Genomic DNA, 24,304 nt, shown 5'->3' with positions numbered 1-24,304 from the left:
CTGACCCGGTTCTGCTGCTACGGCGCCAGGACTATAAAAACTACAACAGTAAGAGTGGAGCACTATGACTAAGGCTACTAAGCAGATTTCCAAACTGTTTGCCGCTATGGTTCTGGCCGGGGTTGCCAGCCATTCGTTCGCAGCTGACACCATCAAGATCGGCATCGCCGGCCCTAAAACCGGCCCTGTAGCCCAATACGGCGACATGCAGTTCAGTGGCGCCAAAATGGCCATCGAACAGATCAACGCCAAAGGCGGCGTAGACGGCAAGAAACTCGAAGCCGTTGAATACGATGACGCCTGTGATCCAAAACAAGCGGTAGCGGTCGCGAACAAAGTCGTCAACGACGGCGTCAAGTTCGTGGTCGGTCACCTGTGCTCCAGCTCCACTCAACCGGCTTCGGACATTTACGAAGACGAAGGCGTGATCATGATCACCCCGGCTGCCACCAGCCCGGACATCACTTCCCGTGGTTACAAAATGGTGTTCCGCACCATCGGTCTGGACAGCGCCCAGGGCCCTGCCGCCGGTAACTACATTGCCGACTTCGTAAAACCGAAAATCGTTGCTGTTCTGCACGACAAACAGCAATACGGTGAAGGCATCGCCACCGCCGTGAAGAAAACCCTGGAAGGCAAAAACGTCAAGGTTGCCGTGTTCGAAGGCATCAACGCCGGCGACAAAGACTTCTCTTCGATGATCTCCAAGCTCAAGCAAGCCAACGTCGACTTCGTCTACTACGGCGGCTACCACCCGGAGCTGGGTCTGATCCTGCGTCAAGCCCAGGAAAAAGGCCTGAAAGCCAAGTTCATGGGTCCGGAAGGCGTGGGTAACGACTCCATTTCGCAGATCGCCAAAGACGCTTCCGAAGGTCTGCTGGTAACCCTGCCGAAATCCTTCGACCAGGATCCGGCCAACATCGCCTTGGCTGATGCGTTCAAAGCGAAGAAAGAAGACCCGAGCGGTCCGTTCGTGTTCCCGGCCTACTCGGCTGTGACCGTGATTGCCGACGGTATCAAGGCTGCCAAGTCCGAAGACGCTGCCAAAGTGGCTGAAGCCATCCACGCAGGCACCTTCAAGACTCCGACTGGCGACCTGAGCTTCGACGCCAAAGGCGACTTGAAAGACTTCAAATTTGTGGTTTACGAGTGGCACTTCGGCAAACCTAAAACTGAAGCCAAGCCTCAGTAAGGCGTTGCCTGACTGACTGCCAATAAAGCCCACGGCGTGCCGTGGGCTTTATTTTACGAACGTATTGGGCCGCGCTGGCGTGATCCGCCAGTCTCCCCACCTGAAAATCTCAAAACCGTCATCAGCGGTTCGCTGGCAAACCTCGCGTTCGAAGTGGATGCAGATCCACGGGGCTCGAGCGGGAAAATGACTCCACCAGTGAAATGCGTATCAGGTTTTTAGGAGCGCTGTAATGCCTGACATCTATCACTTTTTCCAACAGCTGGTTAATGGTCTGACCATTGGCAGCACGTATGCCCTGATCGCCATCGGCTATACGATGGTTTACGGCATCATTGGAATGATCAACTTCGCCCACGGCGAGGTGTACATGATTGGTTCCTACGTGGCGTTTATCGCCATTGCGGGCCTGTCCATGATGGGACTCGACAGTGTTCCGCTGTTGATGACCGCCGCTTTTCTCGCGACCATCGTCGTGACCAGTGCCTACGGTTACAGCATCGAACGGATCGCCTACCGCCCTCTGCGCGGCAGCAACCGTCTGATCCCGCTGATTTCCGCCATCGGCATGTCGATCTTCCTGCAGAACACGGTTCTGCTGGCGCAAGACTCCAAGGACAAATCCATCCCCAACCTGATCCCCGGTAACTTCTCCATCGGGCCAGGTGGCGCACAAGAAGTGCTGATTTCCTACATGCAAATCGTGGTGTTCGTGGTGACCTTTGTCGCCATGCTCGGCCTGACGTTGTTCATCTCCCGCTCTCGCCTGGGTCGCGCCTGCCGCGCCTGTGCCGAAGACATCAAGATGGCCAACCTCTTGGGTATCAACACCAACAACATCATCGCCCTGACCTTCGTCATCGGTGCCGCACTGGCAGCCATCGCGGCTGTGTTGCTGAGCATGCAATACGGCGTGATCAACCCGAACGCCGGCTTCCTGGTCGGTCTCAAGGCCTTCACTGCCGCGGTACTGGGCGGTATCGGCAGCATCCCCGGGGCCATGCTCGGCGGGATCGTGCTTGGGGTGGCGGAAGCCTTTGGTGCCGATATCTTCGGCGACCAGTACAAGGACGTCGTGGCGTTCGGTCTATTGGTTCTGGTGTTGTTGTTCCGGCCAACCGGCCTGTTGGGCCGTCCGGAGGTTGAAAAAGTATGACTAGGAATCTTAAACAGGCGTTGTTCAGCGCCTTGCTGGTGTGGGCCGTTGCCTACCCGGTACTCGGTCTGAAACTGACCATTGTCGGCATCAACCTCGAAGTCCATGGCACCAGCAACGCAACGCTGATCACCATCGCCGTGTGCTCGGTGCTGATGTTCCTGCGGGTGTTGTTCGATCAGCAGATCAGCTCGGCCTGGAAATCCTCGCCGAACATGCCGGTGATGCCGGCCAAGGCCAGTACGTTCCTGACCCTGCCAACCACTCAGCGCTGGATCATCATCGCGTTGATCATCGGTGCGCTGGTCTGGCCGTTCTTCGGCTCCCGCGGTGCGGTGGATATCGCCACGCTGGTGCTGATCTACGTGATGCTCGGCCTGGGCCTGAACATCGTGGTCGGTCTGGCCGGTCTGCTCGACCTCGGTTACGTCGGCTTCTATGCCGTCGGCGCCTACAGCTATGCGCTGCTGTCGCACTACTACGGTCTGAGCTTCTGGATCTGCCTGCCGATCGCCGGGATGATGGCCGCCACCTTCGGCTTCCTGCTCGGCTTCCCGGTCCTGCGTCTGCGCGGTGACTATCTGGCGATCGTGACCCTGGGCTTCGGTGAGATCATCCGTCTGTTCCTGCGTAACCTGACCGGCCTCACGGGTGGTCCGAACGGCATCAGCAACATCGAGAAACCAACGTTCTTCGGCCTGACCTTCGAACGTAAAGCCGCTGAAGGCCTGCAGACCTTCCACGAGTACTTCGGCCTGGAATACAACTCGATCAACAAGGTGATCTTCCTTTACCTGGTTGCGCTGTTGCTGGCGCTGTTCGCGCTGTTCGTCATCAACCGCTTGCTGCGCATGCCGCTGGGCCGTGCCTGGGAAGCGTTACGTGAAGACGAAATCGCCTGCCGTGCGTTGGGTCTCAATCCTACGATCATCAAGCTTTCGGCCTTCACCCTCGGTGCGTGCTTCGCCGGTTTTGCCGGCAGCTTCTTCGCCGCGCGTCAGGGCCTGGTGACACCGGAGTCGTTCACCTTCATCGAGTCGGCGACCATCCTCGCCATCGTGGTGCTGGGTGGCATGGGCTCGCAACTGGGCGTCGTGCTCGCTGCCACGGTGATGATCCTGTTGCCGGAAATGATGCGTGAGTTCAGTGAATACCGCATGTTGATGTTCGGCGCCTTGATGGTGCTGATGATGATCTGGCGTCCTCAAGGACTGCTGCCCATGCAACGTCCTCACATGGAGCTGCGCAAATGAGCCGCGAGATCCTTAAAGTCGAAAATCTGAGCATGCGCTTCGGCGGCTTGCTGGCGGTCAACGGCGTAGCCCTGAGCGTGAAGGAAAAACAGGTCGTGGCACTGATCGGCCCGAACGGCGCCGGCAAGACCACCGTGTTCAACTGCCTGACCGGTTTCTACCAGCCGAGTGGCGGCAGCATCCTGCTGGACGGCGAGCCAATCCAAGGCCTGCCCGGCCACAAGATTGCCCTCAAAGGCGTGGTCCGCACCTTTCAGAACGTGCGGTTGTTCAAGGACATGACGGCGGTCGAGAACCTCTTGATCGCCCAGCACCGTCACCTGAACACTAACTTCCTGGCCGGTCTGTTCAAGACCCCGGCGTTCCGCAAGAGCGAGCGCGAGGCCATGGAGTTCGCCGAGTTCTGGCTGGACAAGGTCAACCTCAAGGCGTTCGCCAACCGTCCGGCCGGCACCCTGGCCTACGGTCAGCAACGTCGTCTGGAAATCGCTCGCTGCATGATGACCCGTCCACGGATCCTCATGCTCGACGAACCGGCCGCCGGCCTGAACCCGAAGGAAACCGAAGATCTTAAAGCGCTGATCAGCATGCTGCGTGAAGAGCACAACGTCACCGTGCTGCTGATCGAACACGACATGAAACTGGTCATGAGCATTTCCGACCATATCGTCGTGATCAACCAGGGCACGCCTCTGGCCGACGGCACGCCGGAACAGATCCGCGACAATCCTGAAGTGATCAAAGCCTACCTGGGGGAAGCGTAAATGCTGCAATTCGAAAACGTTTCCACCTTCTACGGCAAGATCCAGGCCCTGCACAGCGTCAACGTGGAAATCCGTCAGGGCGAAATCGTCACCCTGATCGGTGCCAACGGCGCGGGCAAATCCACCTTGCTGATGACGCTTTGCGGTTCGCCGCAAGCCCACAGCGGCAGCATCAAGTACATGGGTGAAGAGCTCGTGGGGCAGACCTCGGCGCAGATCATGCGCAAGAGCATCGCCGTGGTTCCGGAAGGTCGTCGGGTGTTTGCCCGCCTGACCGTGGAAGAAAACCTCGCCATGGGCGGTTTCTTCACCGACAAGGGCGATTATCAGGAGCAGATGGACAAGGTTCTCGGACTTTTCCCACGCCTGAAAGAACGCTTCGCCCAACGCGGCGGCACCATGTCCGGTGGCGAACAGCAAATGCTCGCCATCGGCCGTGCGCTGATGAGCAAGCCCAAGCTGCTGCTGCTCGACGAACCTTCGTTGGGCCTGGCACCGATCATCATCCAGCAGATCTTCGACATCATCGAACAGCTGCGCAAGGATGGTGTGACGGTGTTTTTGGTGGAGCAGAACGCCAACCAGGCGCTGAAAATTGCTGACCGTGCGTACGTTCTGGAGAACGGCCGGGTGGTAATGACAGGCACTGGGGAAGCACTGCTGACTGATCCGAAAGTGCGTGAAGCGTACCTGGGTGGTTGAGTCTTTGCGGTAAACAAAAAACGGCCTTCGGGCCGTTTTTTTTGTGCCTGCCCCAAACCCGAAATCACTGAAGATCCCCTGTGGGAGCGGGCTTGCTCGCGAACGCGGAGTGCCATTCAGCATTCATGTCGACTGATACTCCGCCTTCGCGAGCAAGCCCGCTCCCACAGGTTCGGTGTGATGAGCTAAAGCCGATCCAGTGCCTCACCGCTGCGCTTGAACCAGCCAATCAAGTAATCCGCCAACACCTGCGTGCGCTTTGGCAAACCGCCCTGATACGGGTGAACCAGGTACATCGGCATGCGACGGGTCTGATAGTCACGCAAGAGCCAGCGCAAACGGCCGTCAGCCAATTCCGTTTGCAACAAGTAGGACGGCAACCGCGCAATGCCGGCGCCAGCCAGTGCCGCTTTCTTCAGCAGGCTGTAATGGTTGCTGGCGAACGGTCCCGACACGCGAACCCGCAACAATTCGTGTTGCTGGTGATAGAGCCACTCTTCGCGGCCGCTGTAATGACTGTTGAGCAGACAGCGGTGTTCAACGAGTGCTTGAGGCGTCAACGGTTCGCCGTATTGCTCAAGGTAAGCCGGGCTGGCGCAGGTCATTTCGTGCCAGGCTAAAAGCGGTCGGGCCACCAGGCGCTCGTCATTGCCCACCTCGGAGCGAACCGCCAGATCAAATCCGTCGCGGGACAAATCACGGTAGTTGTTGCTCAGGTCCAGTTCGATCTGCACCTCGGGATATTTGCCAGAGAACTCCAGCAACAAGCCATCGAAGAAGGTTTCCCCCAGCGATACCGGAACCGTCATACGCACCGGTCCGGCCATGTCGTCCTTCAGCCGCGCCAATGCCTGACGCGCCCTCTCGACCTGGACTACGAGCGCCTGGGCTTGCGGCAACAGCGCCGCACCCGCGGCGGTCAAACTCAAGCGCCGGGTGGTGCGTTGCAGCAGCACCACGGAAAACCGCGATTCCAATTGGCTGATGCGCTTGGATAACTGCCCCTTGCTGCACCCCAATTGCTGCGCCGCCAAGGTGAAACTCCCCGCCTCGATCAACACCGCAAACGCCGCCAGATCATCCATTTCGCTCATGGATTGTTTCCATTTGAAAACCAAAGGTTGCCTATTAGCGCGCTTATCAATGGAAAAAACCACTCTAGACTTCAACCTCGTTTAACCACTTCGAGGAACAGCACGATGAAAATTCTTTTGATAGGCGCAGGCGGCACCATTGGTTCGGCGGTCGACAAGGAGCTGTCCGAGCGTCACGAGATCATCCGTATCGGCCGCAACAGCGGGGACTTCCATGTGGATATCAGCGACAGCGCTTCAATCCGCAAGCTGTTCGAACAAACCGGCAAGTTCGATGCACTGGTCTGCGCCGCCGGCAACGTGACCTTCGCACCCCTCGATGAAATGACCGAAGAAAGCTTCGCGCTGGGCCTGAAGGACAAGTTGATGGGTCAGGTCAATCTGCTGCTGATCGGCCGCGAGTTCGCCAATGACGGCGCCTCGTTCACCTTCACCACCGGCGTGCTCAGCCACGACCCGATTCGCAGCGGCGCCTCGGCAGCGCTGGTCAATGGCGCTCTGGACAGCTTCGTCCGCGCCGCAGCGATCGAACTGCCTCGCGGCCTGCGCGTCAATTCGGTGAGCCCGAACGTACTGGTCGAAGCCATGGGCAGCTACGCGCCGTACTTCCGCGGCTACAAACCGGTTCCGGCAGCGGATGTGGCATTGGCCTACGCCAAAAGTGTGGAAGGCCTGCAAACAGGCCAGACCTTTCACGTGGGCTAAACCCTTGTGATGAACGGTCAGGCTGAGTAACGTGGCGGCACTTGTCTGGAGACTCAAAGATGCGTGTTGCCCGTTCCTTAGTCCTTGTTGCCCTGCTTCCGTTGTTCGCCGCTTGCCAGTTGCTCGATGGCCCGCGTGAAAGTGCCTCCCACGTGGGCGAGACCCGCATGCAGGGCCAGTTGATAGCGGCCGACGGCAAGCTGTTGTTCCAGCCGTGCAATGAGCAGCGCAGTTACGTGGTCAACGACACCGGCGGCACCAGCGTCCTGCAAGAGGCCGCAACCCTCGCCGATGCCCAGGGCAAGCTGTTTGCCGACGTGCGTGGGCGGATCGTTGCCAGTGGTGCCGACAGCCGCCTCGATCTTGCGCAGCTGTACCGCGTCGAGCGCTCGGGCACCGCGTGCAACGATCCGAATTTCAAACTGCTGATTCTGCGCGCCGCCGGTCATGGGCCTGAGTGGAACGTGAAAGTCAGCGGCAAAGGCATGGTCATCGAGCGCGCCGGTCAGCCGCCATTGGCCGTGCCCTACGTTGAAGAACAACTGGGCGATGGCCGCTTCAACCTCAGCACCGAAGCCAATAACCAACGCATTGAACTGTGGGTCGCGCCGCAACGTTGCGTCGACAGCAGCACCGGCAGCGTCCAGCACATGAGCGCCGAACTGCGCGTCGACGGCCAGGTTCAGCGTGGCTGCGGGTATTTCGGCGGATCGCGTAACGACTGATCGTTTTAGCCTCACGGGAATCATTCGTTGAGGCTTATAATCGCGGGCCTCAAACGCCTTGGCGCAGTTGTGCGCCCCGCGAACCGGATCCTGTCATGTTACGAATCACCGAACTCAAGCTGCCGATCGACCATCCCGAAGAAGACCTGCGCCCTGCCATCGTGCAGCGCCTGGGCATCACCAGTGATGACCTGCTCGACTTCACCTTGTTCAAGCGCAGCTACGATGCGCGCAAAAAGTCCTCCGAACTGTGCTTCATCTACACCATCGACCTCAACGTTCGCGATGAGGCGGCGGTGCTGCACACGTTCGCCGATGACCGTAACGTCAACGTGGCGCCGGATGTCAGCTACAAAGCGGTCGGCCAGGCGCCGGCTGATCTTGAGCAACGTCCTGTCGTCGTGGGTTTCGGCCCGTGCGGGATTTTCGCCGGGCTGCTGCTGGCGCAAATGGGCTTCAAACCGATCATCCTCGAGCGCGGCACCGAAGTGCGTCAGCGCACCAAGGACACTTGGGGTCTTTGGCGTAAAGGCGTGCTTAACCCGGAATCCAACGTGCAGTTCGGTGAAGGTGGCGCGGGGACATTCTCCGACGGCAAGCTCTACAGCCAGATCAAGGACCCGAAATTCATCGGTCGCAAAGTCCTGCACGAGTTCGTAAAAGCAGGCGCGCCGGAAGAAATTCTCTACGTCAGCAAACCGCACATCGGTACGTTCCGTCTGACCGGCGTTGTGGAAAACATGCGTGAGCAGATTCGCGCATTGGGTGGCGAAGTGCGCTTTCAGCAGCGCGTTACCGACGTGTTGATCGAAGACGGCCAACTGGTCGGCGTCGAGCTCAATGGCGGCGAGCAGATCCATTCCAAACACGTGATTCTGGCCCTCGGCCACAGCGCCCGCGACACCTTCCGCATGCTCCACGGCCGTGGCGTGTTCATGGAAGCCAAACCGTTTTCGGTGGGTTTCCGCATCGAACACCCGCAATCGCTGATCGACCGCGCGCGTCTGGGCAAGTACGCCGGCCACCCGAAACTCGGGGCCGCCGACTACAAACTGGTGCACCACGCCAGTAACGGACGTTCGGTCTACAGCTTCTGCATGTGCCCGGGCGGCACCGTGGTGGCGGCGACCTCCGAGCCGGGCCGCGTGGTCACCAACGGCATGAGCCAGTACTCGCGCAACGAGCGCAACGCCAACTCTGGGATCGTCGTCGGGATCACCCCGGAAGTCGATTATCCGGGCGGTCCGCTGGCGGGTATCGAGTTGCAGGAACGCCTGGAATCCCACGCTTTTGTGCTGGGCGGCAGCAACTACGAAGCCCCGGCGCAACTGGTCGGCGACTTCATTGCCGGCAAGCCGTCCACCGAGTTGGGCAGCGTAGAACCGTCCTACAAACCGGGGGTTGCCTTGGGTGATTTGGCGTTGGCCTTGCCGGCATTCGCCATCGAAGCCATTCGCGAAGCCTTGCCAGCGTTCGAGAAGCAGATTCGCGGTTACTCGCTGCACGACGCCGTGCTGACCGGGATCGAGACGCGTACGTCGTCGCCGCTGCGGATCACCCGTGACGAGTCGATGCAGAGCCTGAACGTGAAAGGCTTGTTCCCGGCGGGTGAAGGTGCAGGTTATGCGGGTGGGATTCTGTCGGCGGGTGTCGACGGGATTCGGATTGCAGAAGCTGTGGCCCGCGACATCCTCGGCCTCAAGGCCTGACCTGCATTACCTGGAATAAATGCAAAACCTGTGGGAGCGGGCTTGCTCCGGGCGGCGTTCCGACGAAAGCGGTGGATCAGCCAACATCTCTGTTGAATGTGAAACCGTATTCGTCGGAACGCCGCCCGGAGCAAGCCCGCTCCCACATTGGATCTTCAGTGTTTGAACAATCTCAGATATTGGCACGCAGCACGGTGGCCGGCAGCGGCTCACCGCGCTCGACACTTGCCGCCACCACATCCATCAAACCACTCAATTCATACCCCTGATCCTTGAGCCAATCCTGATCGTAATAGGTGGTCGCATAGCGCTCGCCGCCATCACACAGAATCGCCACGATTGACCCCGACTCCCCCGCCGCCGCCATCTGCTGGGCCGCCATCAACGCGCCGATCAGATTGGTCCCGCTCGACCCGCCGACCCGACGTCCCAAACGCTGCGCCAGGTAATGCATGGCCGCCAGAGACAACGCGTCCGGCACTTTGACCATCGCATCGATCACTTTGGGCAGGAACGACGCTTCTACCCGAGGCCGGCCAATGCCTTCAATCCGCGAACCGCAATCCAGGCGCAGACTGGCGTCGCCGGTCTGGTAGTAATCGAAGAACACCGAGCGCTCGGCATCGGCGCAGAGCACGCGGGTGCAATGCTGGCGGTAACGCACGTAACGGCCCAGCGTCGCGGTGGTACCGCCGGTGCCGGGGCTGGAGATCAGCCAGCTCGGCTCGGGGTGCAGTTCGAAGCGCATTTGCTGGAAGATCGACTCGGCGATGTTGTTGTTCGCCCGCCAGTCGGTAGCGCGCTCGGCATAGGTGAACTGGTCGATGAAATGCCCATCGTGTTCACGGGCCAGGCGTTCGGATTCGGCGTAGATCTGCGTCGGATCGTCGACCAAGTGACTCTTGCCGCCGTAGAAAGCGATCTGCGCGATCTTCTCCTTGGAGGTGGTCGCCGGCATCACCGCAATGAACGGCAAGCCCAGCAAACTGGCGAAGTACGCCTCGGAAATCGCCGTCGAACCGCTGGACGCTTCAATCACCGGCGCCCCGGGCTTGAGCCAGCCATTACACAGCGCATACAGAAACAGCGAGCGCGCCAAGCGGTGTTTCAGGCTGCCGGTGGGATGGCTGGACTCATCCTTGAAATACAACTCGATGCCCGGAAAACCCGGCAGCGGCAAGGGAATCAGGTGGGTGTCGGCGCTGCGCTGGAAGTCGGCCTCGATGATCCGGATGGCTTCGCGGGCCCACTGTCGGTTGTCGCTCATGGTGGTTTTCTCGTTGAGTCGGCCTTGTTGCAAGGCTCAGCTAACAAGCTTAGGAAAAAACCTACATCACGCACAGGTACAGCTGAGGTTCAATACGCCCGACAACTGCTAGGCTCAGGTCCCTGCCGGTCGTTCACGTTGTAACGGCATATAACAAAAAAGAATATAACTTTTGTTTTAACAACTAACGGTACGGGTTAGGGTGTGCCACCTTTTGAATTCATCGATGGAGAGCGACCTTGCCTCTGCGTAGCACTTTCACGCGTTTCTTCCAGTTGGAAGCTGCCAGCGGTCTGTTATTGATCGCCGCTGCTGCCCTGGCTTTGATCATCAACAATTCCCCGCTGTCGTGGCTTTACAGCAGCTTTCTGGACACTCCGGTAGTGGCGCAGGTCGGCGCGTTGCAAATCGCCAAACCGGCGCTGCTGTGGATCAACGACGGCCTGATGGCCCTGTTCTTCCTGCTGATCGGGCTGGAAGTGAAGCGCGAAGTCCTTGACGGTCAACTGTCGAAACCGTCGCAAATCGTCCTGCCCGGCGCGGCGGCGATTGGCGGCATGGTGGTTCCGGCGTTGGTCTACTGGTTTCTGAACCGCGAAGACCCGGCAGCACTGGGTGGCTGGGCCATCCCGATGGCCACCGACATCGCCTTCGCCCTCGGCGTACTGGCCCTGCTGGGTAAGCGGGTGCCGGTGTCGCTGAAGCTTTTCCTGATGACGTTGGCGATCATTGACGACCTCGGCGCAATCATCGTCATTGCGATCTTCTACTCGGGTACGCTCTCGACCCTTTCGCTGTCTCTGGCCGCGACGTGCATCGTGGCACTGATCGCGATGAACCGGCTCGGGGTGGTCAAGCTCGGGCCGTACATGATCATCGGCCTGATCCTTTGGGTTTGCGTGCTCAAGAGCGGCGTCCACGCGACACTGGCCGGTGTGACCCTGGCCTTCTGCATTCCCCTGCGCACGAAAAACGCCGAACCGTCGCCGCTGCTGACCCTCGAACACGCCCTGCATCCATGGGTGGCCTACGGCATCCTGCCGCTGTTCGCCTTCGCCAACGCCGGCCTGTCCCTGAGTGGCGTAACGGTCGAAAGCTTCACCCACCACGTGCCGATGGGCATCGCGGTTGGCCTGCTGCTGGGCAAAACCCTCGGCGTCTTCGGCCTGACCTGGCTGGCCGTGAAAATCGGCATCGCCGCCCTGCCCCAAGGCGCCAACTGGGGCCAGGTATTGGGCGTGGCGATTCTCTGCGGGATCGGCTTCACCATGAGCCTGTTTGTCGGCTCCCTGGCGTTTGAGCCGGGTGTCAGTGAGTACGCAGGGATGGATCGGATGGGGATTTTGACCGGTTCGATATTGGCGGCATTGATTGGTTATGCGGTGACGGCGGCGGCGAGTCGCAAGAGCAGCGCGCTGCAATCCTGATAAACAGAGACAACTCTTAGAGTTATTGAAGACTCGTCCTACAGCCACGATCAGCCTCGTTCGTTAACGTCGCACAGCCCCTTTTTTGGGGGCTGTCGATGTTCGAACGCAAGGAAGATCAGTGGCTGGTAATAAGGACATTCCCCGGGTTCAGAACCCTCCGTCAGGCGACGGTCATCACGTCACTCACCGCTTCATGACGGCTACCGAACTGGCCGTGCGGGACGCCAGACAAAACGCTTACGACGCCATGCTCGCGAGGCAAGACGCCTTCGAACGGAGTCGTGAGGTCGTCGCGAGAAAGCACGAAGCCGTTCGCGCAGGCTGCGTCTTTGCCAAGTCCTGCAAGCTGCCGGACGCCATCATCGATTACTCGAATCCTTCGGGAATGGTGCCTACCGACAGCCTCAAGGACTACGGAGAAGTCGCCTGGCTCGGCGCTCGCGAGGCAGACGATGCCGGGCTGCTGAACCTTGAAACCATCAGCGGCAGCACCGTTTCGCTTGGCATTGGCCGTCTAGCACTTCACGCCCCGGCGCTTGCCGCTCCGGCCGCTGCACTTGGCACTGCTGGATCCGCCGTATTGGCCGGCGTGGTCGCGCTGTTCTGGACGGCGAGCCTAGGCGACAGCGCGCTCTATACCGAAGATCAATTGCGCGCCCTGAAACAGGCCAGAACCCGTCTTCGTCTACAGGTCGAGCAACAGGCTGACGGTAGTCTCAAAGGATATGGTTTCTACACCGGCAAGAACCGTGATTGGGAAATGGTTGATGTCGTGCAATTCACATTGCGTGGCAGTCAGCAGGTGGCGGATCTGGGGGATGGTGTTGAGCTGATCTGGACACCGGCTGTGGATGGTTCCGACATCCTCGGTATTCCAGCTTTGGAAGCAGCACCGCAAGCGCCGCATATTTGGGTTTATCCGCCGACGAAAGCGGCGGATAGCATCATTGTGAATCCGGTTTACCCGCCTGAGTACAAGGATTTCATTCTTGTGTTTCCGGCGGGGTCGTTGGTGAAGCCGGTTTATGTAGTGATGAGCATGCCGGGGGATCATAAGTACTACGATGATCCGGAAACCCTCCCAGGCTTCCCTGATGCATTCCCCGTAAAACCGAAAGTTTCAGTTCAAGGTGGAGGTAAAAAACGAGCCCGATGGCTAGACCGCAGAGGCCGTATATACGAGTGGGACTCCAAAAGCGGTGCTGTAGAGCTTTACGATAAATTAGGAGTGCATTTGGGCGAATTCAATCACGTAACCGGCGAGCGAACTAAAAAGGCAAAGCCTGGTAGAAGAACCTCAAGAAACTGAAGAGAAAAATTATGCGCTATCTGTCCATCACCGGTTTTTACCCTGATGAAAAACAAGATGATTCATTGCAGTTCCAATTGACCATCAAAGACTATGAATTGAACCAGGCATTGGCTCAATTGACCGAGTCAAAAAAACTGGAAGAAATAGAGCCTGGAGAGCTGGAGCTAACATCTACTCAAATCCTACAGGTTGCAGAGCTACTAAAAGTCGACTTCCCCGAGGGGCTGGAATATTTTATAGGTCCCCGCGCCGCGTCGTGACAATCCTGAACAAACAAAACCCCGACCAGTCACCTGATCGGGGTTTTCTTTTACCCGTATTCCCGCTTAGTGCGAAACGCGGCTAGTCCCATCAACAGTAGCAATCCGCACCCGCTCGCCAACACGGAACACTTCATTCTCCTGAACCTGTTGCACGTAGGCGCGCATGCTGCCGTCGTCTTCGCGCACGGTGATTTCCACGCCCTGGGTGCGGGTCAGGCCTTCTTCGGCTGCAGAACCTGCCAGGCCACCGGCGACTGCGCCGATAACTGCAGCAACGATGCTGCCACGACCGCCACCGATGGCGCTACCGCCGACACCGCCCACGACGGCACCAGCTGCGCCGCCGATCGGGGTTTTGGTGCCTTCGATTTTGACCGGGCGCAGGGATTCGATGGTGCCCATGCGAACGGTCTGCACGCGACGCGCTTCGTCACGGGAGTAGGAGTCACCGGTCAGGCTCGATTGGCAGCCAGTGAGCAACATCGCCATCGTGGAAAAGGAAGCAACCAGCAGAACAGACTTACGCATAGCATCAACTCCAAAGGACAAGTATTCATTAAACTCCGCAGCTTGACGCCTGTCACGGTCTCGCCCGGATAAAATTGGTTTGATTCAGGCCCGGTACAGGCCCCTCCACGAACTCAACACACAGTAGCGGCAAATTCCGGAATCTGCGCCGCTGCCCAAGGATTGTCATGGATTACTTCATCATTGTCGCCACTACCGTTGCCGGATTGTATTTCCACTGGTGGCTATACGTGCGGATCAAACGCTGGATGGACCGCGATCTGGCGTTGGCACTGGCGGGTAAAGACGAGCAGAAAAAGGCGTTCATGCTCCAGCAACTGGCGAACGCTCAAGCGCAGAAGATCAAGCGCCGAGACCTGCCGCAGTGGCTTGAAGCCGCTGCGGCAGGCTATCCCGATCGGTAGACGGCTTAAGGTGCCAGACGTTCAAGAATCCAGTCGGCGCCCTGCAAACGGTAGTTGAGGCGATCGTGCAGGCGGCTCGAACGGCCCTGCCAGAACTCGATGCGCTCCGGTAACAAACGATAACCGCCCCAATGCTCAGGGCAATGAGGTTGCGTGTCGCTGAAACGTTGCTCGGTGTTCTTGAGCAGCGCTTCCAGTTCGGCACGATCGGTGATCACCTGGCTCTGGGGCGAAGCCCAGGCACCGAGGCGACTGCCCAGTGGACGGACCTGGAAGTAGGCGTCGGACTCTTCAGGCGTAACCTTCATCACCCGCCCTTCGATGCGCACCTGGCGCTCCAGGGCCGGCCAGAAAAAGGTCATGGCCGCGAACGGGTTCGCGGCCAGATGCTGGCCCTTGGCACTGTCGTAGTTGGTGAAGAAGGTAAAGCCCTGCTCGTCCAGCCCCTTGAGCAGCAGAATGCGGCAATGCGGCCGACCGTCCTGATCGACGGTGGCCAGGGTCATGGCATTGGCTTCCACCGGCGCCTGCTCGGTTTTCACCGCGTCGGCGAACCACTGATGGAACAGCGCGAACGGCTCGGCCGGGGCTTGCGCCTCGGTCAGGCCATCACGGGTGTAGTCGCGACGCATATCAGCCAGGCCCTGGGTCATGGCGCATTCCTTTTGGTTAACGAATTACTTTTTTGTGGCGTCGGCGTCGGCAGCAGCGGCGGTGACTTTTTTCGAGTCGGCAGCGGCTTTGGCCGGAGCAGTCTTTTTCGCCGGGGTCGCGGTTTTAGCCGGAGCCTTCTTGGCGGCGGCTTTCTTGGCCGGGGCCTTTTTCGCAGCAGGCACATCGGCTTTCTTCGCGGCTGGTGCCGGGGTGACCGGCTTGACCACTGGCTTGACGTCCTGGGCAGCGACCAACTTCACTGGCGCCGGGGCCGGCATGTTGTACTTGCTCAGCAACGCGACCATGGTGTTTTGCGGGGTCACCAGCAATTCCACACGACGGTTCAAGGCACGGCCTTCATTGCTGTCGTTGGCAGCACGCGGGGCTTCGCCACCCATACCGCGCAGCATCAGACGATCACGCTGCAGACCGCTGAGGCGGAAAATCGCTGCCACGGCCTGGGCACGCTCCTGGCTCAGTTTCACGTTGGCCGGTGCGGCGCCCGACGTATCACTGTGGCCGAGAATCAGCACGGAAGTTTTCGGATCAACTTCAAGAATTTTCGCGACGCGAGTGAACGGGCCGAGGGTCACCGGCAGCAGCATGGCCGGACGGTCAGGGTTGAACGAGCCTTCTACCGGCGCGGTCACCACCAATACGTTTTCACGGCGCTCGAGTTGCAGGTTGCTGCCCTTGATCGCTTCGCGCAGGCGCGGTTCGTAGTCGTCGAGCCAGGCCTGGGTAACTTTAGGATCAGGCATCGGCACGGCTTTAGCGGTGCTTTGCTCTTTGCCGCCGAACGGCCACCACCAATTGCCACCTGCATCGGCCTTGGCCTTGGCCACCTCGACCGGTTTGGCTTCAGGCTTGGCTTCAGCTTTCACCTCAGGCTTCTTGTCGAGAACTTCATCGGAACCGAATGGCCAGTACCAAGGGTTGGAGCTTTCAGCCTTGGCCACCGGAGCGGTCGCGGCAGGCTTCAAAGGTGCCGGAGCTGGGGTCGGAGCCGGACCTTTAGCGGCGACTTTGTCGGAGGAACCGAACGGCCACCAGCTGCTGCCATCCGAGTCATTTTGTGGAGTTTGTGCGCAACCGGTAATAGCGAAGCACAGGGCCAAAGCGAGGGTTTTATTGGAAGACATTGGATATCCACAAAATAAGTAATGAACAATCAGGCCGGGTTGACCCGGATAAACAGACGCTTGGAAACCATAAAGGCCTTGGGGTTCCGGCCTTGGAACCCCTGAGCGCGTTTTACAGACAAGTGGCCAGTGCCCGCACCAGCTTTTGTGCGCGCGGATCCATCAAGACGTACGGTCCCAAGGTATTTGTCACAAAGCCGAAGGCCACATCGTGTTCCGGGTCAGCAAAGCCGGTGGAACCGCCCGCACCCGGATGACCGAACGCACGAGGGCCGAGGCCGTAGGTGGCGTTGGGGACGTCCGGTTGATCGAGCATGCACCCCAGGCCGAAACGGGTCCGGGTCAGTAAAGTCTTGTCCTCACCGAGGCTGTGCTCGCGCGTCAGTACTTCGAGCATTTCGCTTTCCAGCAAGCTGCCATCGAGCAGACCGGCATAGAACCCGGCCAGGCTGCGGGCATTGCCGTGGCCATTGGCGGCCGGCTGCTGCATGCGCCGCCACTCGGGTTTGTTGGTGCTGGTCATGATCGACGGCGGGTTGGTGAACGCCCTCGTGGTCATGGCCGTCGGCTCGCGCATGGTCACTTGCAGCAAGCGCTGAGCCGCGGCATCGCCGACATTGCCCTTGCCACGGGCGATGTGCGCCACGCGATGGAACTCCTGGTCCGCCAAGCCGACGTGGAAATCCAGGCCCAAAGGCTTCGCGACCCGCGCCACGATGGACTCACCCGGCCCACGACCGTCGGCACGACGCAGCAACTCACCGACCAGCCAGCCGTAGGTGATTGCCGCATAACCGTGACCAACGCCCGGCGTCCACCACGGTTCTTCGGCGGCCAGGGCGTCAACCATGGTTTGCCAGTCGTAAAGGGCTTCCGGGGCCAAAAGCTCACGCAGCGCCGGCAGACCGGCCTGATGGCAGAGCAATTGACGCAAGGTCACCGACTCTTTGCCAGCGGCGGCGAACTCGGGCCAGTAGCGGGCAACCGGAGCATCCAGTTGCAGTTTGCCTTCGGCCACCAGTTGCAGGGCGGTCACGGCGGTAAAGGTCTTGGTGCAGGAAAACAGGTTGGCGATGGTGTCGCTGTGCCAGGCTTCGGTGCCGTCCTTGTCAGCGGTGCCGGCCCAAAGGTCGACCACGGTTTCACCGCCGATCTGGATGCACAACGCTGCGCCACGTTCCTGAGGATCGTCGAACAGCGCCGCGAAAGCCTCACGCACCGCTTCGAACTTCAGCTCGTAAAAACCCTGAATCTGCACCCGCAACTCCTCTGGATAAACGTTCTACAAAGTGGCCGCATTGTTCCAGCCATTGAAGGTTTTGGGAACAGGGCCGGGCCGGGCGGTCGCCATCCCGCCCGAGTGAAACACTCAGTAAATCTTACGTACTTGTCAGCACTCAGTGGCCATTGCCGGAATGCCCACCCGCATGACCAGCGCCCTGCCCCGGGCCTTTGCCGGCGTCGCCTTTTCGGCCGCCCTCGGCGGCATGGCTGGCTTTTTCAGCTTCGGCGCTGGCCTTCTCGGCCTCTATACCGAGCTGATCGACGGTCTGCAAATTGCTCTTGCGCACGCTGTCGACGAAGCCCTGGAACGGCAGATCGGTAATGCCCACCAGCCCGAAGTGACCGTTCTCGCCATCCAGCAGACGACCGGTAACCGGTTGGTCAAGGTATTGGAACCAGTGCACGCCGACGATCGACGGTTCGCTCATCGCCTGTTTGAGGAAATTGGCGTAAGCGGCCCCACGGTCTTCTTCCTTCGCCAATTGCGTCACGCCGCCCCAGAACGGGCCGCGATCCGCGGAGCCAAAGTTGAACTCGGTGATCAGCACCGGTTTGTCCAGGCTGCGCAATTTGGCGAAGTCATACCCGTCCTGCGGTTGCAGGGTGTACATGTTGAAGCTCAACACGTCGCAATATTGGGCGCAGGACTCAACCGCTTCCGGGGTACTGATGGCAAACCGGCCACCCAGCAACAGCTGATTCGGCGCGTGCCACTTGAGCGAGTCGGAGAGGGTCTTGAAGTACGTGTCGGCGAAAACCTTTTGGAAGTATTTGAAGTCGGCTTCAATTTCCGGGTGTTCGGCGCTTGGCAGCGGTGGCACGAAGCCCGGGTCTTCCATCAATTCCCAGGCCGGCAAATCAATGCCCCAGGCTTTGGAAAGGCCCGCCTGATTGCGGTACTTGTCCCGCAATTGCTTGAGGAATGCGCGCTTGGCCGGCACGTCGGTGGTCATTTTCAAGGTGCCGTAGGCCAAGGCGTAGCGGGCTTTCGGGTCGTCGCCGGGGCCGGCCCAGGCCAGTTCATTGTCGGCGAAGTAACCGATCAGCCATGGATCGTCGCGATGGTCGCGCGCGGCAATGGCCACGGCACGTTCGGTGGCCATGGCGAAACGCGGGTCAAACGGGTCGGGCATGCCGCCCCACCAGTCGGTGCCGGTGCTGATGCTGGCGTAATCGCCGACGATCGACAGCGGCAAGGTGTACGGCACGCGATCAGCGTTGGCCAACGCCGGGGCGCTCCAGTTGCCGAGGGTGTTGAAGCCCCAGGCTTGCAGGCGATCAAGCGTGTGGCTGGCCCAACGCTGTTCATCAACCACCGCTTTGCAGGGTTCGGCAGGTGTTTGCTCTGCTGCTTTCGCGGCGGTCGCTTCAACGGCACCGGTCTTGGCGGCTTCGGCGACACCGGATTCGGCCGTCGAAGGAACGACAGGTTGCTCAGCAGCCTTCTCCACCGTTGCCGTTGCCGCAACCGCGTCAGCCTTGGCCGCTTCGGCGACACCGGCCTTGGTGTCGCTGCCTGGTGCGCAAGGTTCGCCATACAAGCGCTGCAAGTTGGCGCCATAGAAGTCGTACCAGCGACCGGCGTTATATCCACGGCCCTGATCGACTCCGTTGCCACCACGGTTGTCGCCTTCGCCATAGTGGCTGGCCAGCGGTTCGTCGGGTTTTGGCAGGGACTCGAACATCCACTCACGGCCGGCGACGTAGGTCTGGTCGACGTCCGGGGTGACGGTGTTGACTCCGAGCGAATAGAACGGATGGCCTTCCGGCGTCACCAGGTACCAGCGACCGTCGCGCTTCTCAGTGCGGAAAAAGCCGCTGGCCTTGAATGCCGGGCCTTTGTTCCAGCCACCGAACTTGTCCAGGGACGACTTCTCGCGCTCGGCCAGCCAGGTTTTCAGTTGCTGCTGTTCCTTGGCGGCGGCATTTTTCAGTTGCTCGTCGCTGCTGACTTTCTCTGGCCATTTGGCCCGGGTCGACTGGCCGTAAGCGTCTACCAGACCGCCAAAAGCCGCTTGGGTAACCGCATCGCCGTCTTGCACGCCGAAGCGTTCCAGCAGAATGCTTTGCGCGACTTTCGGCTGATCCATCGACAAGGTCACCGACACCACCTGGCTGCGCTCCAGCTCACCGGCGCTGCTGGCCAGCAATACGCGCTGCCCCTCAAAAGTGATCGGCATCGGCGGGCCGGCTTTCAGGCCCAGGCTCAATGGCGTAAAGGGCTGCAGCGGCACCAATAACGTTTGCGCAGGGCCGGCCGGCAAGTCGACGCGGCTGACCAGCGTCTTGCCATCGTTGCTCTGGATTTTCACGTACAGGGTCACGGCCCAGTTCATTGCGCTTTGAATCCGCAAACTCATGAAGCCCGACTGCGACCAGTCCCAAGCGCCCGTCTGCGGGGTCAGGCGCAAGGTCGGTTGTGCCACCGGGTTGAACGTCACCCGACGCAGCACCTCGCCTTCGGCCGTTTGCTCGGCGTTGGATTGCGGCAGGCTGGCGTCCTGAGTCGCCACCTGGACCACATCGGCGGGGCGCACAAAGTTGAACAACGTCTGTTGGCCGGCAGGAGCCGCCAGCAAAGGGGCTGCGAACATCAGAGCGAATACAGCGGGCAACGAACGGCGAATCATGAGAACGAAATTCTCCCTAACGACCAACAATGGTCAGTGGAAAAGCGATGGTAGAGAGATAGACAACGCGGTGGGCAAATTTGCCCACCGGTGTATCAGGAAATTTCACGACGGAAGGGTGGCAACGCATTGAGGATCGCTTTGCCATAACGCTGGGTCACCAGACGTCGATCGAGCAAGGTGATGGTGCCGCGGTCTTCTTCGGTGCGCAGCAAGCGACCGCAGGCCTGGACCAGTTTCAGCGAAGCATCCGGCACGGAGATTTCCATGAACGGATTGCCACCCCGCGCCTCGATCCACTCGGCCAGGGCCGCTTCGACCGGATCATCGGGCACCGAGAATGGAATCTTCGCGATCACCACGTGCTCGCAGTACGCACCAGGCAAGTCGACCCCTTCGGCGAAACTCGCCAGGCCGAACAACACACTGGAATCGCCACCATCGACGCGCGCTTTGTGCTTGTTCAAGGTTTCCTGTTTCGACAGGTTGCCTTGAATGAACACTTGCTTGCGCCAGTCGCGGTCGAGGCCGTCGAACACGTCCTGCATCTGTTTGCGCGAGGAGAACAGCACCAGGGTGCCGCGCGAACCTTCCACCAAGGCCGGCAAGTCGCGGATGATCGCCGCGGTGTGGGCCGGCGCATCACGCGGATCGGCCTTCAGGTCCGGCACTCGCAGCACGCCAGCGTCGGCATGATGGAAGGGACTTGGGACCACAGCGGTCACGGCTTTTTTCGGCAGACCGGCGCGCATGCGGAAGCGGTCGAAGGTGCCGAGCGCGGTCAGGGTCGCCGAGGTCACCAGAGCGCCGTAAGCCACGTTCCACAAATTGCGACGGAGCATTTCCGCCGCGAGGATCGGGCTGGCGTTGACCTCGATGTCGAACAGCGAACCGCTTTCGGCCAGGGTCAGCCAGCGGGCCATGGGCGGGTTGTCTTCCGGGTCTTCGGCGGTGAACGCGACCCACAATTCCCAGTTGCCCGAAGAACGCGACAACAGGCTGCCGAACAGCGGATACCACTCTTCGGCCTGGTTACTGGCGATGCCGATGTTGACCTCGCCGTCCATGCCTTCCTTGAGCAGTTCGGTGAGCCGGGTGAACAGGTCAGTCAGACGGGCAAAGCCCTTCTTCAGCTCGACGCCCATTTCGCGCATGTGCTCGGGAATTACCCCGCCGACAAAGCGATGACGCGGCCGCTCGCGACCTTCAACATCTTCGCCGGGTTTGAAGTCGGCGACCTGTTCGCAGGCGCTGAACATGAATTGCTGCTGGGTTTTGATTTCCCGCGCCAGCTCCGGCACCTGCTCGATCAACTTGCCCAGGTCGCCCGGCAGCGGATGCTGGGCCAGCAATTTGGTGAGGTTCTTGGCGGTGGTTTCCAGCCAGTCGGCGGTGGACCGCAGACGCGTGTAATGGGCGAAATGGCCGATGGCCTTGTCCGGCAGGTGGTGTCCTTCGTCGAACACGTAGATGGTGTCGCGCGGGTCCGGCAGCACGGCACCGCCGCCCAGCGCCAGGTCGGCCAGGACCATGTCGTGGTTGGTGACGATCACGTCGACCTTGCCCATGCCTTCGCGGGCCTTGTAGAAGGCACACTGGCCGAAGTTCGGGCAATGGCGATTGGTGCATTGGCTGTGATCGGTGGTCAGGCGGGCCCAGTCGGCATCTTCCAGTGCGGTCGACCAACTGTCGCGGTCGCCGTCCCACTTATTGCCGGCGAGTTTCTCGATCATGCTGGTGAACAGCTTCTGACTGGCCTCGTCGACCTCGATCTTGAAACCTTCTTCTTCAAATAGCTGCGACGTGGCGGTTTGCGCGTGACCTTCCTGGAGCAACATGTCGAGTTTGGACAGGCACATGTAGCGTCCGCGCCCTTTGGCCAGGGCGAAACTGAAATTCAGCCCGCTGTTGCGCATCAGGTCGGGCAAATCCTTGTAGACGATCTGCTCTTGCAGGGCCACGGTGGCCGTGGCAATTACCAGGCGTTTGCCAGCAGCCTTGGCCGTGGGGATGGCGGCCAGGCTGTAGGCCACGGTTTTGCCGGTACCGGTGCCGGCTTCCACCGCGACAATCGCGGGGTCGCCACTGCGCCGGCCTTCGTCGTCGGTGTCGATGTCACCGAGGACCTTGGCAATTTCGGCGATCATCAGGCGTTGGCCGTAGCGCGGCTTGAGGCTCTTGGCTTCGAGAAAACGCGAGTAGGCGCCCTGGATCGTGGTTTTGAGTTCGGTGCTGATCATGGATTGTCGGGCGCAAAAAACGCTGGATAAATTTTCAGTGGTTCGGTTCGGCCGCTATCATACCCCGCTAATTAATCCCGCGCAGAACGGAGTACCCCAATGACACCTTTTGGCATCGTTTACACCCTGCATGTCCTGTCCGCCCTGGTGTGGGTTGGCGGCATGTTTTTCGCGTGGATGGTCTTGCGGCCCGCGGCGATGAAGGCTCTGGAGGGCCCTGCCCGTTTGAAGCTGTGGGTAGAAGTGTTTCAAGGTTTTTTCCGCTGGGTCTGGGTCGCGGTGGTGCTATTGCCGGTCAGCGGTGTGGGCATGATTCATTTGCAGTACAGCGGTTTTGAAGCGGCGCCGCGGTATGTGCAGGTGATGATGGGGTTGTACGTGGTGATGACGGCGCTGTTTATCCGGATTCAGGCGTTGTTGTTGCCGGAGTTGCGCACGGCGGTGGCGGCGCAGGACTGGCCGACCGGGGCTGCGACGCTTGGGAAAATTCGCAAGCTGGTGGGGATTAATCTGATTGTCGGGTTGGTGCTGGTGGCGATTGCTGCGGCTCGGCCAATGTTCTAGGGCTTCATGATCATTCCCACTCTCTGCGTGGGAATGCAGCCCGTGACGCTCCGCGTCACTGGACGCGGAGCGCTCCTTGAGGCATTCCCACGCAGAGCGTGGGAACGATCGGTCAGGGGTTACAACCGTTGAACGGTCACCGAACCCGCCGCACCCGCAGGCCCCGGCTGACCATCAACACCCGGTTTGCCGTTCTTGCCGCCATCCGCTTTGTAGACGAAGCAGCCCTTGGCCTTGCCACCCGCGCCCGGTTTACCGCCAGGCCCGGCCACACCACCGTCACCGCCGGCCACCTGAACCTTGATCAGTTCCGCCGGGTAATCGCGCGGCACTTCCAGACGAACCAGTGCACCCGGCGCGCCCGGCTGACCGTCACTACCATCACTGCCATCGGCACCACGGCCGGCCTGGCCCCAGGTACAACCCGGTGCCTGACCGTTGGCCCCATCGAGACCGACGAAACCCGGTGCGCCCGCGCCGCCGCGAGCGTCCACCAACAATTGTGGCGCACTCAGTGCCTTGATCTGCAAGTTCAGGTTACGCCCGGAGCGGGCGGCCTTGAGATACGTCCCCGGCGCGCCGCGAGCCGTGATCTGGCTGCCTTCCGACAACTGCGCACGACTGACCTTCAGCTCAAGTGGCTGTTCGCCGGGTACGATGGCGATCCGCGCTTCACGACCCAGACGCAATTCACCGACGGACACCTCGGTCACATTCGAGGGAATCAACAGCGTGCCGTAGTCGGCCACTTCCAGGCGTTCCAGCTGCAAGGTGCTGGCGGTGTTGGGTAAACGCATCAGCGAGTTGGTTTCGACGCTCACCACCTGGGCGCAGGCCAACGGGCTGATGAGTGCAGCGAGCAGACAGAGTTTACGCATGGGAAGCCTTAGACGCGGTCGGAGCCGGGATGGTTTGCAGGTGATAAACGCCGAAAAAGAGGATCTTCAGGCGATCAAGCCAAGGGTGAGCGCGACCTCTGAGGCTGCGGAAACAGAACACCGCCTCAAGAAGATGAAGGCATGCCAGCAGGCCGCCGGCCAGATCGACCAGCAGATGCAGAGGATTGACGAACGGCGTGAGCTGGTTGACCAGCACCACCAGCCAGAACATCAGGGTCAACAACTTCCCCAGCCCCCAAAACACGTTCATACGCTCCCCCGTTAAGAATTATTCTTTGCGCGCACAGTACCGGCTTCCACGCGGGATAAGCCAGAGGGCAACGGAAAATTCTTCATGAAGGCCGCCGAATGGCCGCCGGACCGACTTCAATTGTGGTCCGACGGCTC

At 60.1% G+C, this 24,304-nt stretch carries 23 protein-coding genes; 13 read left to right on the top strand and 10 right to left on the bottom strand.

Annotated elements, in window-relative coordinates; translation table 11 throughout:
- Positions 1 to 64: 64 nt before the first annotated feature.
- The 5 genes from ASC74_RS03750 (at position 65) to ASC74_RS03730 (ending at position 5,067) form a co-directional block, all read left to right on the top strand.
- Positions 65 to 1,192, top strand: a complete 1,128-nt coding sequence (locus ASC74_RS03750) for a branched-chain amino acid ABC transporter substrate-binding protein (protein WP_056739311.1) — start codon at positions 65 to 67, stop codon at positions 1,190 to 1,192.
- 232 nt (positions 1,193 to 1,424) lie between these two features.
- Entirely contained in the window at positions 1,425 to 2,348 is a 924-nt protein-coding gene (gene livH / locus ASC74_RS03745) for a high-affinity branched-chain amino acid ABC transporter permease LivH (protein ID WP_046046220.1), read from the top strand.
- Entirely contained in the window at positions 2,345 to 3,601 is a 1,257-nt protein-coding gene (locus ASC74_RS03740; RefSeq protein ID WP_056739310.1) for a high-affinity branched-chain amino acid ABC transporter permease LivM, read from the top strand. Before livH ends, ASC74_RS03740 begins: the two co-directional genes overlap by 4 nt.
- Positions 3,598 to 4,365: a high-affinity branched-chain amino acid ABC transporter ATP-binding protein LivG gene (gene livG / locus ASC74_RS03735; RefSeq protein WP_046046222.1), complete on the top strand. Its 768-nt coding sequence runs from the start codon at positions 3,598 to 3,600 to the stop codon at positions 4,363 to 4,365. The genes ASC74_RS03740 and livG overlap by 4 nt, the downstream gene beginning before the upstream one ends.
- Positions 4,366 to 5,067, top strand: a complete 702-nt coding sequence (locus ASC74_RS03730) for an ABC transporter ATP-binding protein (protein ID WP_046046223.1) — start codon at positions 4,366 to 4,368, stop codon at positions 5,065 to 5,067.
- A 185-nt stretch (positions 5,068 to 5,252) separates the two neighbouring features.
- On the opposite strand, the gene ASC74_RS03725 is transcribed toward ASC74_RS03730, so the two are convergent.
- Positions 5,253 to 6,161, bottom strand: coding sequence for a LysR family transcriptional regulator (locus tag ASC74_RS03725; RefSeq protein WP_056739308.1), 909 nt, complete (start codon positions 6,159 to 6,161; stop codon positions 5,253 to 5,255).
- A 105-nt stretch (positions 6,162 to 6,266) separates the two neighbouring features.
- Between ASC74_RS03725 and ASC74_RS03720 the strand changes: the two genes are divergently transcribed.
- The 3 genes from ASC74_RS03720 (at position 6,267) to ASC74_RS03710 (ending at position 9,300) form a co-directional block, all read left to right on the top strand.
- Complete coding sequence (locus tag ASC74_RS03720) at positions 6,267 to 6,866, top strand: short chain dehydrogenase (protein WP_056739306.1); 600 nt, start codon at positions 6,267 to 6,269, stop codon at positions 6,864 to 6,866.
- A gap of 59 nt (positions 6,867 to 6,925) precedes the next feature.
- Positions 6,926 to 7,591: a COG3650 family protein gene (locus tag ASC74_RS03715; RefSeq protein ID WP_056739304.1), complete on the top strand. Its 666-nt coding sequence runs from the start codon at positions 6,926 to 6,928 to the stop codon at positions 7,589 to 7,591.
- Between the two features lie 95 nt (positions 7,592 to 7,686).
- Positions 7,687 to 9,300: an NAD(P)/FAD-dependent oxidoreductase gene (locus ASC74_RS03710; protein WP_046046227.1), complete on the top strand. Its 1,614-nt coding sequence runs from the start codon at positions 7,687 to 7,689 to the stop codon at positions 9,298 to 9,300.
- A 172-nt stretch (positions 9,301 to 9,472) separates the two neighbouring features.
- Here ASC74_RS03710 and ASC74_RS03705 read toward each other — a convergent pair whose 3' ends face one another.
- Entirely contained in the window at positions 9,473 to 10,567 is a 1,095-nt protein-coding gene (locus tag ASC74_RS03705; protein ID WP_056739302.1) for a PLP-dependent cysteine synthase family protein, read from the bottom strand.
- 239 nt (positions 10,568 to 10,806) lie between these two features.
- On the opposite strand from ASC74_RS03705, the gene nhaA reads away from it, so the two are divergent.
- The 3 genes from nhaA (at position 10,807) to ASC74_RS03690 (ending at position 13,569) form a co-directional block, all read left to right on the top strand.
- Complete coding sequence (gene nhaA, locus ASC74_RS03700) at positions 10,807 to 11,994, top strand: Na+/H+ antiporter NhaA (RefSeq protein ID WP_056739300.1); 1,188 nt, start codon at positions 10,807 to 10,809, stop codon at positions 11,992 to 11,994.
- 121 nt (positions 11,995 to 12,115) lie between these two features.
- Entirely contained in the window at positions 12,116 to 13,306 is a 1,191-nt protein-coding gene (locus ASC74_RS03695) for an S-type pyocin domain-containing protein (RefSeq protein WP_056739298.1), read from the top strand.
- An 11-nt stretch (positions 13,307 to 13,317) separates the two neighbouring features.
- Positions 13,318 to 13,569, top strand: a complete 252-nt coding sequence (locus tag ASC74_RS03690; protein WP_056739295.1) for a pyocin S6 family toxin immunity protein — start codon at positions 13,318 to 13,320, stop codon at positions 13,567 to 13,569.
- A gap of 66 nt (positions 13,570 to 13,635) precedes the next feature.
- Here ASC74_RS03690 and ASC74_RS03685 read toward each other — a convergent pair whose 3' ends face one another.
- The gene (locus ASC74_RS03685) at positions 13,636 to 14,100 is read right to left on the bottom strand and encodes a glycine zipper 2TM domain-containing protein (RefSeq protein ID WP_056739294.1); all 465 of its coding nucleotides are present in this window, start codon (positions 14,098 to 14,100) and stop codon (positions 13,636 to 13,638) included.
- A gap of 167 nt (positions 14,101 to 14,267) precedes the next feature.
- Between ASC74_RS03685 and ASC74_RS03680 the strand changes: the two genes are divergently transcribed.
- Complete coding sequence (locus ASC74_RS03680; RefSeq protein WP_056739291.1) at positions 14,268 to 14,504, top strand: hypothetical protein; 237 nt, start codon at positions 14,268 to 14,270, stop codon at positions 14,502 to 14,504.
- A gap of 5 nt (positions 14,505 to 14,509) precedes the next feature.
- Here ASC74_RS03680 and pdxH read toward each other — a convergent pair whose 3' ends face one another.
- From pdxH to dinG, 5 genes are all read right to left on the bottom strand, one after another.
- A complete protein-coding gene (gene pdxH, locus ASC74_RS03675) occupies positions 14,510 to 15,157 on the bottom strand; it encodes a pyridoxamine 5'-phosphate oxidase (protein WP_056739289.1) in 648 nt (215 codons plus the stop codon).
- Positions 15,158 to 15,181: 24 nt separating this feature from the next.
- A complete protein-coding gene (locus tag ASC74_RS03670) occupies positions 15,182 to 16,300 on the bottom strand; it encodes an OmpA family protein (RefSeq protein ID WP_056739287.1) in 1,119 nt (372 codons plus the stop codon).
- Positions 16,301 to 16,412: 112 nt separating this feature from the next.
- A complete protein-coding gene (locus ASC74_RS03665) occupies positions 16,413 to 17,558 on the bottom strand; it encodes a serine hydrolase domain-containing protein (RefSeq protein ID WP_056739285.1) in 1,146 nt (381 codons plus the stop codon).
- Between the two features lie 139 nt (positions 17,559 to 17,697).
- Positions 17,698 to 20,214 carry a beta-galactosidase gene (locus ASC74_RS03660; protein WP_056739283.1) on the bottom strand — a complete coding sequence of 839 codons (2,517 nt, stop codon included), beginning with the start codon at positions 20,212 to 20,214 and terminating at the stop codon, positions 17,698 to 17,700.
- A gap of 95 nt (positions 20,215 to 20,309) precedes the next feature.
- Positions 20,310 to 22,454, bottom strand: coding sequence for an ATP-dependent DNA helicase DinG (gene dinG / locus ASC74_RS03655; protein ID WP_056739281.1), 2,145 nt, complete (start codon positions 22,452 to 22,454; stop codon positions 20,310 to 20,312).
- Between the two features lie 99 nt (positions 22,455 to 22,553).
- Here dinG and ASC74_RS03650 point away from each other — a divergent pair, with 99 nt between their 5' ends.
- On the top strand, positions 22,554 to 23,018 hold the full coding sequence (locus ASC74_RS03650) for a CopD family protein (RefSeq protein ID WP_056739279.1): 465 nt from the start codon (positions 22,554 to 22,556) through the stop codon (positions 23,016 to 23,018).
- A gap of 119 nt (positions 23,019 to 23,137) precedes the next feature.
- Here ASC74_RS03650 and ASC74_RS03645 read toward each other — a convergent pair whose 3' ends face one another.
- Positions 23,138 to 23,896 carry a hypothetical protein gene (locus ASC74_RS03645; protein ID WP_056739277.1) on the bottom strand — a complete coding sequence of 253 codons (759 nt, stop codon included), beginning with the start codon at positions 23,894 to 23,896 and terminating at the stop codon, positions 23,138 to 23,140.
- Entirely contained in the window at positions 23,889 to 24,167 is a 279-nt protein-coding gene (locus ASC74_RS03640; protein ID WP_056739275.1) for a DUF1145 domain-containing protein, read from the bottom strand. The genes ASC74_RS03645 and ASC74_RS03640 overlap by 8 nt, the downstream gene beginning before the upstream one ends.
- Positions 24,168 to 24,304: the final 137 nt, after the last annotated feature.

The organism is Pseudomonas sp. Root329 (assembly GCF_001424925.1).
GTDB classification, from domain to species: domain Bacteria; phylum Pseudomonadota; class Gammaproteobacteria; order Pseudomonadales; family Pseudomonadaceae; genus Aquipseudomonas; species Aquipseudomonas arabinosi.
The sequence above is the reverse complement of the archived record's forward strand: the minus strand, read 5'-3'. Positions and strand labels throughout refer to the sequence as shown.

Coding starts and splice junctions, on each gene's coding strand:
- ASC74_RS03750 (WP_056739311.1), top strand. CDS start 65: ATGACTAAGGCTACTAAGCAGATTTCCAAACTGTTTGCCGCTATGGTT.
- livH (WP_046046220.1), top strand. CDS start 1,425: ATGCCTGACATCTATCACTTTTTCCAACAGCTGGTTAATGGTCTGACC.
- ASC74_RS03740 (WP_056739310.1), top strand. CDS start 2,345: ATGACTAGGAATCTTAAACAGGCGTTGTTCAGCGCCTTGCTGGTGTGG.
- livG (WP_046046222.1), top strand. CDS start 3,598: ATGAGCCGCGAGATCCTTAAAGTCGAAAATCTGAGCATGCGCTTCGGC.
- ASC74_RS03730 (WP_046046223.1), top strand. CDS start 4,366: ATGCTGCAATTCGAAAACGTTTCCACCTTCTACGGCAAGATCCAGGCC.
- ASC74_RS03725 (WP_056739308.1), bottom strand. CDS start 6,161: ATGAGCGAAATGGATGATCTGGCGGCGTTTGCGGTGTTGATCGAGGCG.
- ASC74_RS03720 (WP_056739306.1), top strand. CDS start 6,267: ATGAAAATTCTTTTGATAGGCGCAGGCGGCACCATTGGTTCGGCGGTC.
- ASC74_RS03715 (WP_056739304.1), top strand. CDS start 6,926: ATGCGTGTTGCCCGTTCCTTAGTCCTTGTTGCCCTGCTTCCGTTGTTC.
- ASC74_RS03710 (WP_046046227.1), top strand. CDS start 7,687: ATGTTACGAATCACCGAACTCAAGCTGCCGATCGACCATCCCGAAGAA.
- ASC74_RS03705 (WP_056739302.1), bottom strand. CDS start 10,567: ATGAGCGACAACCGACAGTGGGCCCGCGAAGCCATCCGGATCATCGAG.
- ASC74_RS03690 (WP_056739295.1), top strand. CDS start 13,318: ATGCGCTATCTGTCCATCACCGGTTTTTACCCTGATGAAAAACAAGAT.
- ASC74_RS03685 (WP_056739294.1), bottom strand. CDS start 14,100: ATGCGTAAGTCTGTTCTGCTGGTTGCTTCCTTTTCCACGATGGCGATG.
- ASC74_RS03680 (WP_056739291.1), top strand. CDS start 14,268: ATGGATTACTTCATCATTGTCGCCACTACCGTTGCCGGATTGTATTTC.
- pdxH (WP_056739289.1), bottom strand. CDS start 15,157: ATGACCCAGGGCCTGGCTGATATGCGTCGCGACTACACCCGTGATGGC.
- ASC74_RS03670 (WP_056739287.1), bottom strand. CDS start 16,300: ATGTCTTCCAATAAAACCCTCGCTTTGGCCCTGTGCTTCGCTATTACC.
- ASC74_RS03660 (WP_056739283.1), bottom strand. CDS start 20,214: ATGATTCGCCGTTCGTTGCCCGCTGTATTCGCTCTGATGTTCGCAGCC.
- dinG (WP_056739281.1), bottom strand. CDS start 22,454: ATGATCAGCACCGAACTCAAAACCACGATCCAGGGCGCCTACTCGCGT.
- ASC74_RS03650 (WP_056739279.1), top strand. CDS start 22,554: ATGACACCTTTTGGCATCGTTTACACCCTGCATGTCCTGTCCGCCCTG.
- ASC74_RS03645 (WP_056739277.1), bottom strand. CDS start 23,896: ATGCGTAAACTCTGTCTGCTCGCTGCACTCATCAGCCCGTTGGCCTGC.
- ASC74_RS03640 (WP_056739275.1), bottom strand. CDS start 24,167: ATGAACGTGTTTTGGGGGCTGGGGAAGTTGTTGACCCTGATGTTCTGG.